12 protein-coding genes are annotated in these 17,211 nt (G+C 45.6%); 6 read left to right on the forward strand and 6 right to left on the reverse strand.

The window, feature by feature from the left end:
* Window positions 1-7 precede the first annotated feature (7 nt).
* Window positions 8-463 (forward strand): low molecular weight protein-tyrosine-phosphatase, encoded by a 456-nt coding sequence (locus ACFQS8_RS11595; RefSeq protein ID WP_382167555.1) that lies wholly within the window; start codon window positions 8-10, stop codon window positions 461-463.
* Between the two features lie 20 nt (window positions 464-483).
* Here the strand turns inward: ACFQS8_RS11595 and ACFQS8_RS11600 are convergent, their stop codons facing one another.
* Both ACFQS8_RS11600 and efp read right to left on the reverse strand, forming a co-directional pair.
* Window positions 484-1,170 (reverse strand): hypothetical protein, encoded by a 687-nt coding sequence (locus ACFQS8_RS11600; RefSeq protein WP_382167557.1) that lies wholly within the window; start codon window positions 1,168-1,170, stop codon window positions 484-486.
* A 167-nt stretch (window positions 1,171-1,337) separates the two neighbouring features.
* Entirely contained in the window at window positions 1,338-1,910 is a 573-nt protein-coding gene (efp, locus tag ACFQS8_RS11605) for an elongation factor P (RefSeq protein WP_382167559.1), read from the reverse strand.
* 163 nt (window positions 1,911-2,073) lie between these two features.
* Between efp and epmA the strand changes: the two genes are divergently transcribed.
* Entirely contained in the window at window positions 2,074-3,114 is a 1,041-nt protein-coding gene (gene epmA, locus ACFQS8_RS11610; protein WP_382167561.1) for an EF-P lysine aminoacylase EpmA, read from the forward strand.
* Window positions 3,111-4,181, forward strand: a complete 1,071-nt coding sequence (locus tag ACFQS8_RS11615) for a lysine-2,3-aminomutase-like protein (protein ID WP_382168610.1) — start codon at window positions 3,111-3,113, stop codon at window positions 4,179-4,181. The genes epmA and ACFQS8_RS11615 overlap by 4 nt, the downstream gene beginning before the upstream one ends.
* A gap of 32 nt (window positions 4,182-4,213) precedes the next feature.
* On the opposite strand, the gene ACFQS8_RS11620 is transcribed toward ACFQS8_RS11615, so the two are convergent.
* On the reverse strand, window positions 4,214-6,994 hold the full coding sequence (locus ACFQS8_RS11620; protein ID WP_382167563.1) for a S8 family serine peptidase: 2,781 nt from the start codon (window positions 6,992-6,994) through the stop codon (window positions 4,214-4,216).
* Between the two features lie 147 nt (window positions 6,995-7,141).
* Here ACFQS8_RS11620 and ACFQS8_RS11625 point away from each other — a divergent pair, with 147 nt between their 5' ends.
* The 3 genes from ACFQS8_RS11625 to ACFQS8_RS11635 all read left to right on the forward strand — a co-directional run bounded on the left by ACFQS8_RS11625 (window position 7,142) and on the right by ACFQS8_RS11635 (window position 12,260).
* Window positions 7,142-8,281, forward strand: a complete 1,140-nt coding sequence (locus tag ACFQS8_RS11625) for an exonuclease SbcCD subunit D (protein WP_382167564.1) — start codon at window positions 7,142-7,144, stop codon at window positions 8,279-8,281.
* Between the two features lie 3 nt (window positions 8,282-8,284).
* On the forward strand, window positions 8,285-11,353 hold the full coding sequence (locus ACFQS8_RS11630) for an AAA family ATPase (protein ID WP_382167566.1): 3,069 nt from the start codon (window positions 8,285-8,287) through the stop codon (window positions 11,351-11,353).
* A 163-nt stretch (window positions 11,354-11,516) separates the two neighbouring features.
* Complete coding sequence (locus ACFQS8_RS11635) at window positions 11,517-12,260, forward strand: LOG family protein (RefSeq protein ID WP_382168611.1); 744 nt, start codon at window positions 11,517-11,519, stop codon at window positions 12,258-12,260.
* Between the two features lie 63 nt (window positions 12,261-12,323).
* On the opposite strand, the gene ACFQS8_RS11640 is transcribed toward ACFQS8_RS11635, so the two are convergent.
* The 3 genes from ACFQS8_RS11640 to ACFQS8_RS11650 all read right to left on the reverse strand — a co-directional run bounded on the left by ACFQS8_RS11640 (window position 12,324) and on the right by ACFQS8_RS11650 (window position 17,186).
* Complete coding sequence (locus ACFQS8_RS11640) at window positions 12,324-13,541, reverse strand: amino acid aminotransferase (protein ID WP_382167568.1); 1,218 nt, start codon at window positions 13,539-13,541, stop codon at window positions 12,324-12,326.
* Between the two features lie 183 nt (window positions 13,542-13,724).
* A complete protein-coding gene (locus ACFQS8_RS11645) occupies window positions 13,725-16,091 on the reverse strand; it encodes a TonB-dependent receptor (protein WP_382167570.1) in 2,367 nt (788 codons plus the stop codon).
* Window positions 16,092-16,613: 522 nt separating this feature from the next.
* Window positions 16,614-17,186, reverse strand: a complete 573-nt coding sequence (locus tag ACFQS8_RS11650) for a carboxymuconolactone decarboxylase family protein (protein WP_382167572.1) — start codon at window positions 17,184-17,186, stop codon at window positions 16,614-16,616.
* Between the last annotated feature and the right edge of the window lie 25 nt (window positions 17,187-17,211).

A 17,211-nucleotide genomic window follows, 5' to 3' on the forward strand; every position in this document is an offset into this window, starting at 1 on the left:
TTTTGATATGACCCGTATTCTCTTTGTGTGCCTTGGAAATATTTGCCGTTCACCGACAGCAGAAGGTATTTTTACACAGCATGCAAAGGAAGCGGGTCTATCACACCTGACAATAGACAGCGCGGGCACTGCCAGCTGGCATAGCGGTAAACCACCCTATGATGCCATGCAGGACGCTTGCCTTAGTCGCGGATACGACCTCTCAACACTTCGCGCACGCCAATTCACCGCAAATGACTTTTATGATTTCGATCTCATCCTCGCGATGGACCAATCTAATTTTGATGACATTGAAGCTTTGCGCCCTGACAATAGCGACACGCCCGTAAAGCTATTTCTGGATTATGCAGACAAAACCTCCCTGACAGACGTTCCTGATCCCTATTATACCCGCGACTTCGATCAGACGATTGATCTGGTAGAAGTGGCGAGTAAGGGTTTACTGCGCAGCCTCACTCAATAGCTTTCTAATATAAGCGTAGCTTACTGGACCAGTTTGGGGTTTAGAGCATATTGCTTTGCGTACATATTGGCTTGGGAAAACCCATGCGAAAGAAAGCGATATATTGTGGCCTCCTCTTCGCCTCGACGCGTAAACTCAATGGTGCAATCACTTCGGCCCATTCGGTTAATAAAACGCTCCGCCTCGGTTTTGATGAAAATGCGGTTCTCGCTTTTATTCTCTGGCCCCTTAGACACAACATCACTGCATTTATATGCAATGTCAGAATCTTTCTCCCGCAAAGGTGTCACAAGATCAATTCGGCCCTCTCTACGGCCGCGATATGAGATACGCGCCAATGTATTGTAGGACAAATTCATCATCGACATTTCAGTCGTATTCCCGTTGTAAGGCACAACAATACATTCCCCAAAATTATCCGATTGCGACCGCGTAAAAGAACAACGCGTCGCCCAATTCCCAAAGCTTGCATCATGGCGATTCACCTGTGCACCGCTTTTCTTTTGGGTATTGGAAACGTTGAATACGCGCTTTTGCAATGCCATTTTATCCGTGCGCGGAATATTGATTGGCGCATCCAGATCAATCATGCTTTGAATCGTCTGATAGGCTTCTTTTTCTCTTTTTTGGGCCTGCATAAAGCTAAATCCAGCAAAGACAATCGCGCCCAAACCGATGAGAAATGAAATCTGTCTTATCCAATACATGACGCCCTCCCAGACACATTGGCAGTAATATATCCTCTGCATCTAAATATCTGGTTGAACTATCGCGGAAATACGTTGAGACGAATACGCTTCACACCTAGCAATAAAAAAGCCCTCACTTTTCCAAGTAAGGGCCTTTTAGCGTGTTTAAATACGAAGCGCGTGAATTAGTCTTTTGCGCGTGTTTCGTATGTCATTTCTTCAGTGTTGATGATGATACGCGTGCCTACACCAATGTGCGGCGGCACCATGATGCGCAATCCATTTTCCAAAATAGCTGGCTTGTAGGAAGAAGACGCTGTTTGGCCTTTTACAACTGGCTCAGTTTCTGTGATTTCAAAAGTCATACGCGCTGGGAATGAGATCGACACAGCAACTTCATTAAACATCTGAAGTACGACCGTCATATTCTCTTGAAGCAAAGGTGCAGAATCACCAACCATTGCGGCCGGCACCATCAATTGTTCAAAAGTTTCTGGGTGCATGAAAACAAAGTTCTCACCGTCTGCATAAAGGTAAGTATAGTCCACCTCTTCCACAAATGCGCGTTCAAGTTTCTCTTGTGTTTTATATGTATTGGACACTTTAATACCGTCAGAAATACGGCGCATATCAATCGTCGTTGTTGGAGTCCCCTTACCCGGACGGAAAGACTCCGCTTTTAGAACGACATATAGCTGACCGTCAGTGTGCTCAATGACGTTACCTTTACGGATATTGGCTGCTGTTTCTACGGCCACGATTACCTACCTTTATTGCCTGAGTGCTGGAGATGGCCTAAAGCTTTGCCAAAACCCACGCACAAATTTACGAGATTGACCCCTCCCATAGCTGGCAATAAGTGTTTCGCCAAGTGCTAACGGGCTTTCAGACGAGAATATCAAACAGTTCAGGACACAGATTATGAGTGATGCGCCTTGGTGGGATGCACAAAGACACGCCGACCGTCGCCCATTTTTACTTGCGCGTAATAAAGTGCGCTCTGCCCTGCGGCGTTGGTTTGAAGATGAAAACTTCATGGAAGTGGAATGTGGTGCCCTGCAAATTTCTCCTGGGAATGAAACCCACCTTCATGCGTTCTCATCCCATTTTTTAAATGAAGATGGCACTCCAAACGCATCACTATATTTGCACACTTCACCGGAATTTTCGTGTAAGAAATTGCTCGCAGCGGGTGAAACCCAAATCGTAGATTTTGCGCGCGTCTATCGAAATCGGGAAAGTGGAATCTTGCACTCTCCCGAATTTACTATGATCGAATGGTATCGCGCCCACCATACACTGACCAGCGTTATGGAAGATTGTGCGCAACTGACCCGCACCGCCCTAGCAGCCACAGGGCAGACCAGCCTCAGCTGGCAAGCAGAGACATGCCAGCCACACCTCACACCTGAATATTTGACCCTCACAGACGCTTTCGCACGCTATGCATGCATAGACCTTGAAGCCGTTTTAAACGATCGCGATGCTTTCCATGCCGCCGCCGCCGCTCAAGGGATAAATGTGCATCAATCCGCAAGTTGGAGCGATATCTTTTCCGCCGTACTGGTGGCACGTATTGAGCACAATTTAGGTATGGGTCGCCTTACCTTCCTATATAATTATCCACTATGTGAAGCTGCCCTCGCGCGGCCATGCCCACATGATCCACGCTTTGCCGAACGGTTTGAAATGTACGCCTGCGGCGTTGAACTCGCGAACGGGTTTGGTGAACTCACTGACCCAATTGAGCAGCGCGCCCGTTTTAGCGAAGATATGCGCTTAAAGTCGAAAATTTATAATGAAAACTACCCACTAGATGAAGATTTCCTAGCAGCCCTGCCTCATATGCCAGATGCATCGGGTGTCGCTTTAGGGTTTGATCGCCTCGTTATGCTATGTTCGGGTGCGCGTAGAATAGAAGATGTATTATGGACACCATTCCCAGCGATAAGTCAGCCATGAATAAAACTGCAACCAAAGCCAAATACCCAACGCTACGTACTGCAGAAGACTTTGTTGCACGCGGACTCACATCTACAGAAAACACAAAAAATATCAAAGCAGTAGGTGAAAAATACGCAATCGCGATGACATCTAATTTTGTAGATGCTATCGCCGATACTCACCCAGATGATCCGGTTTTACGTCAATTTTTACCATCTATTGAAGAGTTACAAACCACACCCGAAGAATTAGACGACCCCATTGGCGACCACCCTAATACACCCGTCAAAGGCATAGTCCACCGTCACAAAGACCGCGTCCTTTTAAAAATTGTATCTGTCTGTCCTGTCTATTGTCGCTTTTGTTTTAGACGTGAAATGATAGGCCCCGACAAAGACAATATGCTACGTCCCGAAGAAGTAGACGCCGCGTTGGATTACATCGCCTCTCACCCTGAAATTTGGGAAGTTATCCTCACTGGCGGAGACCCTATGATGCTGTCTCCAAAACGTGCAAAAGACCTCACAAAGCGCCTAGAGAGCATTTCCCACGTCAAAGTTATCCGTTGGCATACCCGCATTCCCGTCGCTCAACCTGAAAAAGTGACAGATGAATATGTGTCTGCAATCACTAGCCACACAAAATCAGTATATGTAGCCTTACATTCCAACCATGCCAATGAATTTACACCCGCCGCAAAATCAGCATGTGCGCGCCTTGTAAATGCTGGTATCCCTATGATTTCACAGACAGTTTTACTAAAAGGCATAAATGATAATCTTGAAGCATTATCAGCCCTTATGCGTACTTTTGTAGAAAACCGTATCCGCCCCTATTATCTACACCACCCAGATTTTGCGCCCGGTACATCGCATTTCCGCGTGAGCGTTCAGCAAGGTCAAAAACTGATGGATGGCCTTCGTAATACATTATCTGGCCTTTGCACGCCCACTTATGTCGTCGACATACCAGGCGGCGTGTCCAAAGCCATCGTAACGCCGTCTGATGCACGCTTTGCAGATGAAAAATTAGAGCTTCGTGGTCAAGACGGAAAATGGCGCGCTTATCCCCCACAGAGAGACTAGACGCACCATTATCTAATCGACCTTAAAATCAATTAATTCTTTTTGATTTCAAGGTCCTCTTTAGAAACATCGCTTAGCATGGCTGCGGCTATAGCCGTAGAACTTCCAATTGGGCCACCTCGCCCCATATAGCTAATTTCGATGTTTTGTGTCGTATTTCCATCGACTTCAAAAGTCACATTTGGGCGATCGAAGTCTGGAAATACCCCGCACATTTCGCCGTTCGAACAGATAAAGCTATCCCCATCAAGATCAGTCGATATCAAGATACGATATTCTTCTCCATGCGGCACATCTTCAAAGGTGAAAGAAGCAGAATTCCCTCCTAAATCACGTAACGTATCCCCGACCTGTTCAAATCTATCTGTCGTCTCATTTTTTTGCTGCAATACCCCGTATAGAGTAGGAAATATCGCAGCTGGAGACGCTGGAAGTGTTGGGTCTCTCAATAGCGCAACGGATACATTTAGGTTTTGAGCATCGGACAAAGAAATTTGCACAGATCCTGTGTAGTAATTGCCAGTCAATCCAGTTGTGTCAGCATTTAAATTATAAATTCCAACTTTATCCGCATCCACATCCGAACTCGGTGATACTGACAACCATTCGGGGTTAGAGTTTGGAGTTACTGTAGAAACAGCCAAAGCATCATTACCGATTTTTCGAATATCAAGTTTTGCCGTGCGACTTGAAAAATCAATTGTGATGTCTTTGGGGTTTGCCGATATTAGCGTTGTTACTGGATTAAGCGAACCATTCCCCTGCGCCGCATTTATCATACGCGGTAGAGACATGGACCCATATCCAGTTTGAAAGTCAAAGCCAGCATCTTCTGCTTCAGTTGTCAGGACACCAGACCGCAACATTTCTTCAAATTCAGCTGTGGTAAGTGTGGGATCAATAGCTCTCATCATAGCGACAGCACCCGCCACATGCGGCGCTGCCATAGATGTTCCTTGAATAATTTTTACTGACGTTTCAAAATTACCATCTTCCAGACTCGCGCTAGCGCCAATTATACCATCCGCAATTCCGTCTCTATTCACATCAGCGCGAATATCACCACCTGGTGCCGTTATATCCACCTCAGCATATTCAGAACTGTAGAAGGATTGCCCACCAGCCAGATTTGAGGATGCAACTGAAATTGTATTGTCATATGCAGCAGGGTAAAACCTAGACTTGCCAAGGGCTGTGCCCCCTTCATTCCCCGCAGCAGCAACGACGATGACACCTGCTGCCGTCGCTTCATTAATTGCAGCCCGTATATTAGAGTTCGGAGAATTCGTCCCTAAAGACAGATTAATAACATCTGCTTTAACCGAAGCCGTAGGCACACCAGAAATGCCCACTAATGGTAATTGCGCCGCATACCGTATCGCGTTCGCTATATCTCCCGGAAGAATTTCACAATTCTCACCTTCTGAATCAGTACCATCCGGACCAATGCTTTTACTATACCCCACCTTAAGCGCCATAAGTTTAGCTTCTGGATACACGCCCATCATTCCGATGTCGTTTACCTCTCCCAATGCGATAGATGCGACATGCGTGCCATGAAACTCGTGGCAAGCATCAGGGTATTCATCATTTACATCGACAATCTCTTCTGCTTCTGCATCAAATCCGTCACCATCATATTCCTCTGCCACAAAATCACGTTGATCGACTATACGATCAGCTAAATCAGGGTGCGAGGTTAAAAACCCTGAATCAATTACTGCGATTACCGGCGTATGCGTGATTGTCAGGCCTTCAAGCGTTGTACGCGCAGATTGCCACTCAATATCGCTCAAATTCCATTGCGTATTTTCCGACGGGACCGGGTCATACAGTGAGGGTGATGCAAGCTGCACTTTTCGCGGAAACACATATGGTTCAAGGACTGTACGTCCAGCTTCCATATTAATCGCTTTGATTGCCGCCAATGTCGCGCGCTGGCGATCAAGGCGGGTAAGAGATTTTGCTGATTGCCTTGATGCGCCTTGTGTTGAAATCGTTGAAGCAAAATATGGCTCTAAATCTAAGTGAGTTCGGCTTCCAAATGCCAAAGACTTATATGTCCCTTCTCGCGATGTAGAACGTAACGACGATTTTCCTACACGCTCTTGTTCCGTCACCACCGCTATACCGGGTGCTATATGGCGTGTGGTAATCTGCGTGACAGACGCACTAGACAATTCCTTTCCGCCGACTGCCAAGCCATACATGGACGACCCACTCGCAGCCACGACCTTGATAAGGTATTCTCCATCTTCAGGAACAATGATTTCTTCTAATGCACTCGTTGTACTATCAGATACAACAATTGAGTTGTCATTCACATCAAGAAGTTCCAGATCAAGGTCAATTCCAGACGCAGGATCAATTGTATCATTGGAAGGATTGTCCGATTCTTCTAATGCAATTTCAAGCTGAATCGTCTCCCCGCCTAATAGGTTCACACGAAAATAATCGACCTCATCCGTCTGCCCATTATTGCCTAGATATCCAAACAGGTCCGCACCATCCTGCGGTATGGTTTTTGTAACATACCCTAAAACCAAGGACCCATTATTAATTGATTGTGCACTTGCCGCTGTATTATTATTTGTCTGGGGAGAGCCTTCATCATTATTATCAGCATCAGCGACTATGGGTAAATTCGTTTCCACGACACTCGTCAAAGATGCAGTTTGCGTGACAGGCGGTGTAGGGTCAGTTGGCTGCACAGGGTCTGTCGTCGGAGCAGGTGTTGGCGCACTTCCTCCTCCGCCGCCACAACTCGCTAGCAGACTGAAAACACACAACAGAGCTGAAACTTTTAGGCGCATGAATCTATACCTTTACGCGAAATTCAACTTCAAGCATGTGTGTCAATTCTATAGTCTATTTTAGCTATCAAATCCGAATCACCAAGCTTTAATTGCATACGAACACGGTTTGTTTACAGTGCGTCCCATTTCACCTAGGCCTTGCACATGAAAATATTGCATACATCTGATTGGCATTTAGGCCGCACCTTCAAAGGGGAGTCCCTTATAGAAGACCATGCCTATTTTCTTTCACAATTAATGGATATTATTCTCACTCAAGAACCAGACGTACTCATCATTGCGGGCGACATTTTTGATCGTGCCTCCCCGCCCGCAAGTGCTATCAGTCAGTTCGATGAATTTCAACGACAAGTATATCACAATACTGCGACAGCACTCGTAATATTAGCTGGAAACCATGATTCAGGCGAACGTATCGGTATCAATGGCCCCTTTGCTGATAGAAACCGTGTTCTGATACGCGGCCGACTGGAAAAAGATGATACGCCCCTTATTCTAAATGATGAATATGGGCCAATTGCCTTTAGCGCGCTTCCATTTGGTGAAATTTATGCAGCGCGGGAAACATTTGATAATACCCGCATTTCCTCTCCCGCAGATGTCATTGCAGCCCAAGTTGAATGCGCCCGAAAACACATACCCACTAATGCCCGCTGGATAATATCAGCCCATGCATTTGTAACAGGTGCATCCACAACGGAATCTGAACGTAGCTTAAGTGTTGGAGGCATTGAGACTGTCTCAGCGAGTGTTTTTGAAGGCGCACATTATGTCGCCCTTGGGCATTTGCACCGTGCGCAAAAAGTAGGAAGTGACCATATTAGATATTCCGGTTCTCCCCTCGCCTTCGCATTTGACGAAGCAGGGAGTGAGAAATCAGTTACAATGATCACACTGGGCAGGGACGGCGTCAGCAATATTGAACTTCTTCCTCTCAAAGCCTTGCGTCAGGTACGCATATTGAAAGGCAATCTCAGAGATCTGGAAAACATGACCAATGATCCAAATCGCAGTGATCTGGTTCACGCCGTATTGACGGACACCGGCGCGCTTGTTGACCCTATGGCCCGCTTACGCAAAACATTTCCCAATGCTATTACGCTTGAACGCGAAGCGAGGCAGACCACTCAGTCAGATGGAAAAGGTCGCGCCACAGCCAAGCTTAATGATCCTCAAGCCGTAATCCGTGAATTCCTCACTTATGTCCGCGACGATGCTATAAGCGACAACGAACAAGCCATTTTGGATACGGCATTCAAAGACATTTCAAACGAGAAGGCATAAACCATGCGACCTATACGTTTGACACTCCAAGCTTTTGGTCCATTTGCCGGCACTGAAACAATCTATTTTGACCAAGCGTCACATTCAGGATTATTTGGAATTTACGGCCCCACAGGTGCAGGTAAAACATCTATTTTCGATGGCCTATGCTTTGCGCTTTTTGGCCAATCATCTGGTGCTTCTCGAGATGGAAAAGACTTTCGCTCTGATCATGCAGATTTAGATACACTCACCCAAGTTGAGCTCGTCTTTGATCTTGGCCCTAAACGCTATGTTATCAAGCGTATTCCCGCTCAGGAACGCGCCGCAAAAAGAGGCGGAAGAACAACGCAGCAATCGCACGAAGCCTATTTCTTTGATGCGACTGGAATGGATGTCTCCCAGATAAATGACAATACGCAAGGAAAAGTACTCGCTGAGAAAAAAACCTCACAAGTGGATAAACTTGTGCCGGAAATTTTGGGATATTCGGCCAGCCAGTTTCGTCAGATAATTTTACTTCCTCAGGGCCAATTCCGACAAATACTCGACGCAAACACCAAAGACCGCGCCGCTATTTTGGAACAATTATTTGATGTCTCTCACTTCAAGCGGTTTCAAGAAAATCTCAAAGAGAAAGCCAAAGATTCATCTGCTCAAATCAAGGAAGCAACCACACGCCGAGACGACCGCCTTTCCCAGAGCGGATATGCCAGTATAGAAGAACTCGCTGGCGCAATTAATGCCGGCAACATAATGCTCGACCAAGCCAAAATGGCTGTCGAGAAATCTAAAATTGCTCACTCAAAAGCGCGCGAAAAATGTGAGCATGCCAAAATGATAAATGGGCGTTTTGACGAACTAACAAAAGCACAAACCGAACTCGCCCACCTACACGCACGCCAACCGGAAATAGACGATCTACAGCTCCAACTCGACAGCGCAAACCGTGCCAAAACACTGTTAGGATTGGAAACGGCACTTAGCCAATCCAAGCTCGATCATCAGCAAGCAATCACGCGGCACGCAGAAGCCACACACACCGAAAGCAACGCTAAACAAGGCCACCAGCAGGCACTAAGCATATTAGAAACACTCCAAGACCAGCAAGCCAGCATGAAGGCTCTCGAAACACGCCTTCAATATCTCAAATCCTTGCAAGATATAGCTGCTTCAACTCTCTCGTTAAAAGCAAATGTTGAAACCTGCTACAAAGTGCTCAATAGCGCACAATTAAAACAAGACGCGCTTCAAAAAAACATAGATGAAACAAAGCTCAAGCTGGAGGAACAAAAGAAAGAAGCAGGTCTCGCCTTACAGCGTGAAAGGGATATTGCCAAATTAGAAAAACAGCTTGATTCCATTAAAGCAGATCTTGCCGCGCTTCAGATATATGCCACTCAAAAATTAGAATTTGATAAACTTAATCAACAACTTACATCAACTTCGGATCACCACAAAGCCGCAACCTCAGCGCAAACCAACGCTCAAACCCATTTTGACAAAGCCCAAGCAGACCTCTCCCACATCCAAGCCTTACATCTTGCTGCCAATTTGAAAAATGGAGAAAATTGTCCCGTTTGTGGAAGCTTAGAGCATCCCAACCTTGCAAGCGGCGACCGCAGCTCTAAGGGCCTCAATGAAGCATTTGAAAAAGCAAAGAAAACGCTCGAAATAGCAAATGCAGACGAACGCGAAGCCAATAATCGCCTCATTTCACTGAGAGAAAAAACATACGCTGCGCAAAAACTGTTAGACGGATTAACGCCCTCATCCAAGAATAAAGTTGATCTTGAAAACGAAAAAAATCAATGCACTAAAACTCTCAGTGCTTTAAAAGCAGCACCATCCCACGAGGATATTTCCAAACTTATCCTCGCCTTGGAAACCGCGCTCACTGACCAAAACACGACATTGCAAACCGGCCAACAGACACTCCAATCTGCGCTGTCAGCTTATGAGATTGCAAAGAGCCGGTATGAAGATACTCTTACCAATTTACCGCCTGAATACCGTGACACATCACTGCTTTCCCGTGAGATTGTGGACTTAGACAAACAACTCAAAGGACACGCGGAACAACTAGAAAAAGCTCAAAAAAATGAACGCTCTAGTTTAACTCACTATGAGGGTTGCAAAGCATCAACTCTGGAAAAAAATGAGAGTTTAGAACGTGCCTTGAAACGTCTAAACGGCGATAAAACGAATTTTGAAACGGCATTGCGAGACGCAAAATTTACCGCAGACACCTTCCTCAATGCCAAATCAATCTTACAAAGGTCAGATACGCTTCTTCAACAAATTGACGCCTATAAGACAGCGCTCATCGCCGTAAAAGCGCAAATTAAACAAGCTGAAGAATTTACAAAAAATCATAAATTACAAGATATTGAAACGCTCCAGTCTAACCTGAATGCCGCGAGTAAAGACCTAGAAACAAAAACAGAAGCTCTTAGTACCGCACAACATAATTTGGCCCATTTGCGCAATACACGCGATGCGATTGACCAAGCCTCTAAAGAAGTTGATCGTCTCAATGAAAAATTTGGACCTCTTGGTGGGCTAGCCGATCTGATGGACGGAAAAAACGCCTACAGACTCAAACTGGCTGATTTTGCAATCGCCGCCATGTATGACGACGTTTTAGATGCCGCCAATATCCGGCTAACCCCTATGACAAGCGGCCGATTTGAACTTAGACGCGACACAAGCGCCGCGAGCGGTAAAGGGTCTCAAGGCCTTGATACACTTGTATATGATGCCCACACCGATACGCACCGCCGATCTTCTTCGCTATCGGGTGGTGAAGGTTTCCTGGCATCCCTGGCACTCGCCTTAGGGTTATCTGACGTCGTTCAAGCGCAAGCTGGCGGTGTTAGATTGGAATCTCTTTTCATAGATGAAGGCTTTGGAACACTTGGCTCAGAAACACTGGACTTAGCTCTAGATACGCTCCAAGAGCTTGCTAGCAATAACCGGCTTGTCGGCATTATTTCACATGTCGAAGATGTGAAACGCGCCATTCCCAATGGCTTCATCATTGAGAAATCAAAGAATGGAAGCCGTATTACACAGCGTAATTCCACCTTATGAGATTGAAAGAGGTGACATAAAATATCACAATAACAAGTATCTATCTGTTATTTTTTAATTTTAGACTTATATTGGATACATGAGTAAAACAGATAAAAACACCCCGCCCGCCAAAACATTGACCTCCATTGAAGATGAGGTTTCCTCCTCGCGTCCTGCCAGCATGGACTCGCCCTCCTACCGCCTTGCTGCCCTAGATGAAGACTTCCTGCTAGGTGACAGCATGCGCGGTGTACGCTTCATGCTTGAGTATGCCAAAGCGGAAGAAGAACTGCGCGCATGGGGCGTTGCATCTACCGTGGTGATATTTGGTTCAGCTCGCTTTAAGGACGATGGTCCCGAAAACCATGCCCGCTGGTACAACGCTGCTAGAGAATTAGGACGCATTGTTTCAAAACGTGGTGGCGCTTTGAAAACGAAGGATCATCCACGCCATAACGTGATCGCCACTGGTGGCGGCCCAGGCATCATGGAAGCTGCAAATCGCGGCGCTCAAGATGTTGGCGCACCCAATATTGGTTTCAATATTACGCTGCCGCACGAACAAGAACCAAACCATTATTCGACGCCGGAGCTCACCTTCCAATTTCACTATTTTGCAATGCGCAAAATGCACCTAGCAATGCGTGCCAATGCGCTTGTGGTATTTCCTGGTGGTTTTGGAACAATGGATGAATTATTCGAAGTTTTGTGCTTGCGCCAAACAATGAAAATTCCAAACGAGCTACCCATTATACTCTTTGATAAAGAGTTTTGGACTTCTACATTCAATTTCGACAAATTGATTGAAGTTGGCACCATCAATCCAGAAGATGTGAAACTATTTAGCTATGCCGACACCCCTGAAGAAGCATGGTCACAAATGGTAAAAGCTGGTCTTTGTTCTATTCCCAAAGACCCAAACTAATCTTTTGCAAAGGTTAGCGGCGCTTCCCCCTATTTGGGTAATATGGCGAGCGCCGCTAAAACTTTATTTCAAATACGGGGCCATACATTTAGCAACATATTCTATTGTATCCAGTTTCAAACCTGCCACATTGATACGACCAGAATTTGGAAGATAAATAGCGTGCTCAGCAACTAATTTCTGCGCAGCCCCCTCTTCAAATTGCATCAAAGAGAACATTCCCTTTTGGCGCACAATACGATCAGCCGCCACATCTTTTCCGTGCTTGCGCAAAGCAAGTGCCATTGCCTCACGCAAAGAAGTAATTCTTCCACGCATTAGATCGAGTTCTTCAACCCACATCGCGTAAAGCGCAGGTGTATCAAGAATAGTCGCGACAATCGCTGCCCCATGAGACGGAGGCATGGAATAACTGGCACGCGCAATATCTGCCAGATGAGAAAGCGTTACCTTGGTATGCTCTGTCGACTGCGTTTGCGCGACCAAACACCCTGTCCGTTCGCGGTATAAACCAAAATTCTTTGAGCAGGAATAAGATACCAGAGCCTCAGGAACGATACTTAAAAAACGACGAACGCCAAGCATATCCTCATCAAGTGAATTTCCAAATCCATGATAGGCAACATCGACTATAGGAAATAATGATTTTTCAACACATAGATGAGCGATTGCTTCCCATTGCGCATTGTCCAAATCGATACCTGTTGGATTATGACATGGCCCTTGAATAATAATGCCATCGCCCGCCTTTGCTTTGGCAAGCGTTGTTTTTATCCCCTCAAAATCAACCTTACCCGCATGAGGCCCAGAAGAAACCTCATCATAAGCATAACTATCAGTTGCCATCCCCATCGCACGCACCACATGCGCATGGTTAGGCCATGACGGGCTACTCACCCATACAACACCCTGCTGGCTGAGGCGCTTCACAAAGCCCACAGCGACACTTAACGCACCACACCCCCCCGGAGACGCCAATGAAACAACGCGACCTTGCGCTCTAGCTTCCGAATTATCTCCAAAAATTTGTCGTTCAACCGCATTATCAAACAATTGGTTGCCACGCGGCCCCTCATAAGCTTTTGAGGTTTCTGTTGTTAGCAACATTTCTTCAGCAGCTTTCACCGCTTTTAACACCGGTGTTTGACCAGCATCATCTTTATAAATGCCAACACCAAGGTCCACTTTGGTATCGCGTGGATCTTCCTTATAAGCAGCCATCAATCCTAAAAGAGCATCTGGCGGCAGTAGGGATAGATTAGAAATCAACGCGTTGGACATTATAAACCCCTTTGAATATTAGCGCTTCAATTATTCGATTTTTTTATATTTACCACAAAAACAATCCAAAAAACAACCATACTTCGCAATATTGATTTGCATATGAGGCTTATTCCAAATCAAAAAAAAGACCCCGCAAGCAATAGCCTACGGGGTCAAATTCATTCACTTATAATGTGAGATTTAGAAATCCTTGCGGATTGTCATCCCAATTGTACGTGGGCTGTTGGTACGGAAGCCAAGACGCGCCCGTCCACCACGCTCACGGTCAAAGGAAAGATCTGCATCTTCATCCAACGCGTTAGTGATGTACCCAGTCAATTTCCATGTTTCAAACTCAAGACCAGCGCTCAAATTAAGTGTCTGATATGAGTCTAGATCAAGATCGACAAGACGACTTGGGTCTTCATTGCCAGTGAACGTGCCATAAGCAAGCCCTGTGGCTATTGGTAGACCTTGGCCCGGCTCTTGGTCTGTAGGTTGCGTGTAGCGATCGCCGATCAATTGCAATGAACCAGCGATAAAGGCATCAGCACCTGCAAAGCCAGCATCCCAATAGTATGATCCAGAGAAAGAGAATTGATACTCTGGAACAGATGGAAGACGGTTGCCGTCTCTAATGCCGCCAAGCACTGCGCCGCCGCTTTCAACTGTTGAGTCAAATTGGCTTTCCAACAAGCTGAGCGCCATGTTCAGGTTCAAGCCCTCAATTGGACTATATCCAACTTCAGCCTCGATACCCGCAGAGTGCGCTTCAGGAACGTTAAACACGACACGTGAAGAACATGTACCTGCATCTAACGTGACTTGAAGGTCTTTAATATCACTATAGAAAACAGCACCATTGAAAGAGAAACTACCTTTTTGTGCTTTTAAGCCTGCTTCATAGTTCCAAAGCGTTTCATCTTCAAATGATTGGTATCCGCCGAATGTATCAATGTCAGATCCCTGACAAAGCGTTTCGTTCAGTGGATCATTCACACCACCTAGACGGAAGCCCTGAGCAGCCTGCGCATTCAATGTCACAACGTCATTGACTTCATAAGCAAGCAAAAATCTTGGGTTAAAGCCTTGAGATGATGTTGTATCAGCTTGGTTGCTAATCACATTACCAAATAGACCGCCTTGAGAAATTGTCCGCTCTTCTTCAAAGTCATAATAGCGACCACCAGCCGTCAATGTTAGACGGTCTGTTGCTTCCCAGTTTACTTCACCAAATATAGCGTATTGGTCTAATGTGTAATCAAGCTCTGAGTTATAGGGCGAATCTTCTGAATACCCATTTGATACTGCAGCAGCCGTGCCTGCACCTAAAGCATCATCAGTAAATGCGCCATATCCTGGTGTTGGAAGAAGCTGCTCGTAGGAGCGATCATTAGTAGAATAGAATATTCCCCCGACCCACTGAATTGGACCTTCATAGTCGGAGCTTAAACGCAATTCTTGCGTCCAAGATTCATATGCAGTGGAATCGCGTAGGTTAGATGGAATCTCAAACGCTGCAGTGTCAAATCCAAGGTCTGCTGACACACTGTGTGTAAGCGCACTGGCATCACGGCTTACAAGAATAGATCTGTCGATATATGAGGTCACAGATGTTAGCTCTACTGAACCAAGATCAATAGACGCTGTGATATCTGCCAACAACGTTTCGTCTTTGAACTCTTCATCCGTTAGCAAAAATTGTTCACGTGCATCAAGCTGCTGACCCGCAGAAAGCCAGTTATAAGCCTCTTCGCGGTTAAACCCGTCAGCTTGAATTTCCTGATAGATAACACGCGGTGTTATTTTGATGTTGTCAGATGGCTCAAGCAATAGAGCAATACGTCCACCATTACGTGTACCCGTGTTTACATCTTCTTTTTTGCCTGTGGGTGTAAGTGCATCAATATAACCAGCATATTGCGTTGTGTATCCAACAGCGCGGAGTGCTGCTTTGTCACCCATTGGAATGTTGATCGCACCCTTTAGGTGTCCGCCCTCATTCCCATCTGTGACTGTGTTGACATTAGCTTCAACTTTACCCGACACACCATCAGTATTTGGTTGCTCAGTAATGTAACGGATCGTTCCACCCATTGAACCAGAACCAAACAATGTGCCCTGCGGTCCACGCAATGTTTCAATTCGGTTTAAGTCAAACAGGTCTAAGTCAGGCGTGAAGAGAGATAGTGAAATCACTGACTCATCCAAATACACACCCACTTGCTCTTTTACACCTGGCTGGTCACGAACGATTTGACCGGCGGAAACACCACGGATCGCAACCTGACTTTGCCCTGGTCCAAGGTTTTGGATTGTCAGACCGGCAACGCTGCGCGCTACATCTTCTAGGTTAGTCGCACCTGACTTTTCCATTGCATCAGAAGTCTGCGCATTAATAGAAAATGGAACCTCTTGAATTGTGGAGGCCCTCTTAGTGGCGGTAACAATTATGACATCTTGCTCTAAAGCTGTCTCTTTCTCTACATCTTGAGCATATGCATTTGCCCCAAGAAGAGAGCTCAAAATGAGCGCCGAACTTGTCAGCTTCAATATTGCTTTATTCATAGCGTTTTACTCCCCAGTACCGACTATTTTTGTAATTATTTACCGCACATTGTGTAAAATATAGACTTTTCTTTCTTCACTTTATCAAAATGCGAAATTAATTAATCCCAGTCATTGACCTAAAAATCAAGATATCAGAACAAAATTCGTGAATATGTGATTGCAAAAGCACGCAATACCACGATTTGTCACGCAATTCACAGCATTGTGCTAAAAAAATTCAATAGCACCATCTGTTTGAATAAAAAATTCAAGCAATCTACGCAAGTTAATGCATGCTTTTAGCTTTTCGATAAAGCTGTCACCTCAAAAAACACATTTATAGAGGCAAACTTGGGTATTGAGCCGTCGGCACGCTATTGAGGAGGATTTTCAAAACAATCTCAAAGAGCAGATATCGTTTAAACATACCTCTAACTCATTTTGGCCGTTAAAATGCGTCAGATTTCAGCTGCTCCCGCACCCAAAAGTACAACTTTAAAATGCACTCGCCCTTATTGTCTTTTGAAGAGTCGCACAGATTTATACGTTTTTGGCGTCATTTTCTTTTACAAAACTAAGAGGCACAGGCTCTAACTCTGTCTGCAAAGTATCATTCCATCTGTTCAACAAACCAAATAGCGCAATCATGCCCATGATTTCCATGATTTGGGTTTGTGAAAAGTGTTTTTTCAACTCGACAAAATGCGCGTCAGTCGCACCATTTGGCTGACTACCAGCGGCCATTGCCAAACTCAAAGCTGCACGTTCACCATCTGAGAACAAAGGACTTGTCTCAAATTCCCAAACATGCGCCACTTTCTCCGCATCTGCGCCGGCCATCTTCACAGCCCCATGAGATGTATGCGCTTGGCAATAAACACATCCCGCAGCACTGCTAACGACTGTAGCAATCATGCGCTTTAATCCAGAGTCCAGTTCACCAGGCGCATATACAACATCTACAAGATGCTTTGTTGCGCTTAGAAATGCTGGCCAACGCGCCATCGTCAACACGTCATTGGGAATAAAGCCCATTAGTTTTTCTGAATACTCTAAATCTTTTCTTGCCTGTTCGGACAATTGATCCACAGTCAAAGGTTCAATACGCGCCATCTCGACACTCCTTCAAAGTAAAAAA

The organism is Hirschia litorea (assembly GCF_042665075.1).
Classification (GTDB): domain Bacteria; phylum Pseudomonadota; class Alphaproteobacteria; order Caulobacterales; family Hyphomonadaceae; genus Hirschia; species Hirschia litorea.

Coding starts and splice junctions, on each gene's coding strand:
- epmA (WP_382167561.1), top strand. CDS start 2,074: ATGAGTGATGCGCCTTGGTGGGATGCACAAAGACACGCCGACCGTCGC.
- ACFQS8_RS11595 (WP_382167555.1), top strand. CDS start 8: ATGACCCGTATTCTCTTTGTGTGCCTTGGAAATATTTGCCGTTCACCG.
- ACFQS8_RS11620 (WP_382167563.1), bottom strand. CDS start 6,994: ATGCGCCTAAAAGTTTCAGCTCTGTTGTGTGTTTTCAGTCTGCTAGCG.
- ACFQS8_RS11650 (WP_382167572.1), bottom strand. CDS start 17,186: ATGGCGCGTATTGAACCTTTGACTGTGGATCAATTGTCCGAACAGGCA.
- ACFQS8_RS11640 (WP_382167568.1), bottom strand. CDS start 13,541: ATGTCCAACGCGTTGATTTCTAATCTATCCCTACTGCCGCCAGATGCT.
- ACFQS8_RS11635 (WP_382168611.1), top strand. CDS start 11,517: ATGGACTCGCCCTCCTACCGCCTTGCTGCCCTAGATGAAGACTTCCTG.
- ACFQS8_RS11630 (WP_382167566.1), top strand. CDS start 8,285: ATGCGACCTATACGTTTGACACTCCAAGCTTTTGGTCCATTTGCCGGC.
- ACFQS8_RS11600 (WP_382167557.1), bottom strand. CDS start 1,170: ATGTATTGGATAAGACAGATTTCATTTCTCATCGGTTTGGGCGCGATT.
- ACFQS8_RS11645 (WP_382167570.1), bottom strand. CDS start 16,091: ATGAATAAAGCAATATTGAAGCTGACAAGTTCGGCGCTCATTTTGAGC.
- ACFQS8_RS11615 (WP_382168610.1), top strand. CDS start 3,111: ATGAATAAAACTGCAACCAAAGCCAAATACCCAACGCTACGTACTGCA.
- ACFQS8_RS11625 (WP_382167564.1), top strand. CDS start 7,142: ATGAAAATATTGCATACATCTGATTGGCATTTAGGCCGCACCTTCAAA.